Consider the following 2,057-nt stretch of genomic DNA (forward strand, 5'->3'; position numbering starts at 1 on the left):
GTAATATTTTAAATATCTCTTTAAGCGACGAAGCTTTAGCAGTTAGATATTCGCTATATCTTCTTGAAAATAAGGTGCCTGGGTGTGCAGTAGAAGTAAGAGTTGCGCCTTTTGGTGCAGTAAAAATTTTGGAAGGACCAGCTTCGGATCCGCATAATCTCACGCCGCCAGATGTTATTGAACTTGAGCCTAAAGTATGGCTTCGATTAGCGAGTGGTGTTACTAAATGGCATCAGGAACAGGACTTTGGCAACATAAGTGCAATTGGCGAGCGTGATGATTTAAGCGATATTTTGCCGTTGTAAGTTGGCTTTAAGCAGCTTAAATTGCGTATTTACAGCATGTATTTACAAATATCCTGGGCAAACAGTATTTCGAATGCCCAGGATACGTAAATAAAATAATTTTAATAAAATTTAATTTTTAATTGTCGTGTTTGTGTATGAAGTTTGGAATTGGCATAGGGATATGATGATGCACTGGCGTGTGCGCTCCCGAGTTTGTAGAAGAGTTTTCGCTGCTAACGGCTTTTGCAGCTGCTTCCGCAGCCCACTTGGCATACTCGTCTAAATCATCTTCGTTTGAAGCATCAACGGCATCATTTTCTTGATCTGTGTCATTCTCTTCTGGAAGATATGTATCTTCCTCATAGCTTTCGCTCGACGCAAATGGATCGAAGGATCCTTGTCCGGGTTCGCTGGAATTAAGTTCCTTAGCAAGCTCGTCATAATCCGTATCGGTCGTCAGGTATTTGAGCTTACGGGCAATTTTCTGTTGCTTTGCCTTCTGTCGTCCGCGGCCCATCTGACCCCCTCTAAAAATTAAGTAACAATCAGTTCATCACACAAGAGCGTACCACTTAACCGCAACCGAGTATATTGTCTGTGTAAACTTTTACCATAAAAGCCATATTTTCAGCGTAAAAATACGCACAATTAAGGAGCCTAAAATGCCGGAAGAAGCACAGGTTACAGCTGCTGGTAATGAGATGAGCGCAAGCTTCCTTGCAGCGCGTAAACGTTCAGATGCAACGCTTGAAAAGTTAAAAGCTAGCCCTTCGTCTTTTACTATGCTTACTGGAGATCGCCCAACTGGCCGTTTGCATTTAGGACATTATTTTGGATCTATTCGTGAGCGTGTTGCAATGCAGCAGCGCGGAGTAAAAACTAATATTATTATTGCAGATTATCAAGTAATTACTGATCGTGACACTACTGAGCATATTGAAGATAATGTTTTGAATTTAGTGCTGGATTATATGGCTGCCGGAATTGATCCTGAAAAAACAATGATATTTACTCATTCCGCAGTTCCTGCAGCAAATCAGCTTATGTTGCCTTTCCTTTCGCTCGTTACAGAAGCAGAATTACACAGGAATCCTACTGTAAAGTCGGAAATGGAATCATCTGGACATGCTTTAACCGGATTGCTCCTTACGTACCCAGTGCACCAAGCTTGCGATATTTTGTTCTGCAAAGCTAATGTTGTGCCGATCGGTAAAGATAATTTGCCGCACGTTGAAATCACTCGTACGATTGCGCGCCGTTTTAATGAGAGATACGCAAAAAAGAATCCAGTGTTCCCAGAGCCAGCAGCAATTTTGTCTGATGCTCCTGAAATTCCAGGATTGGACGGACGAAAGATGAGCAAATCTTACGGTAATTCGATTATGCTCGGAGCTACTGCCGAGGAAACTGCCAAATTAATTAAGAAGAGTCCAACTGATTCTGAGAGGATGATTACTTTTGATCCAGTAACTCGTCCGCAAGTTTCTGCGCTTCTTACTACCGCAGGTTTAGTTACAGGCAGGGATCCTAAAGAGATTGCTGAAGAAATTGGCAACGCTGGTGCTGGCGCATTGAAAGCTTACGTAATTGAAAATGTAAATAATTTCTTGGCACCTCACCGTGAGCGTCGTGCAGAACTTGCAAAAGACATGGATACTGTTCGAGACATTTTACATGACGGCAATAAGCGTGCAAATGCTATTGCAGAAGAAACGCTTTCCCAAGTGCGAGATGCTATGGGAATGAAGTATTAATTAAATTTCAATAAGT

Annotated in this window: 3 protein-coding genes; 2 read left to right on the forward strand and 1 reads right to left on the reverse strand. The window is 42.0% G+C overall.

Translation table 11 applies throughout. The features are described from left to right. On the forward strand, positions 1–305 hold a 305-nt coding region (locus A5295_RS04520; protein ID WP_064621874.1), incomplete at its 5' end, for a sterol carrier family protein. Between the two features lie 118 nt (positions 306–423). On the opposite strand, the gene A5295_RS04525 is transcribed toward A5295_RS04520, so the two are convergent. Beyond that, positions 424–804, reverse strand: coding sequence for a DUF3073 domain-containing protein (locus A5295_RS04525; protein ID WP_004106131.1), 381 nt, complete (start codon positions 802–804; stop codon positions 424–426). A gap of 145 nt (positions 805–949) precedes the next feature. On the opposite strand from A5295_RS04525, the gene trpS reads away from it, so the two are divergent. Then, positions 950–2,041, forward strand: a complete 1,092-nt coding sequence (gene trpS / locus A5295_RS04530) for a tryptophan--tRNA ligase (RefSeq protein ID WP_004106132.1) — start codon at positions 950–952, stop codon at positions 2,039–2,041. The last annotated feature ends 16 nt before the right edge of the window (positions 2,042–2,057 follow it).

Origin of the sequence: Gardnerella sp. 26-12 (genome assembly GCF_001660745.1) — a bacterium.
Taxonomy (GTDB): Bacteria; Actinomycetota; Actinomycetes; order Actinomycetales; family Bifidobacteriaceae; genus Bifidobacterium; species Bifidobacterium swidsinskii.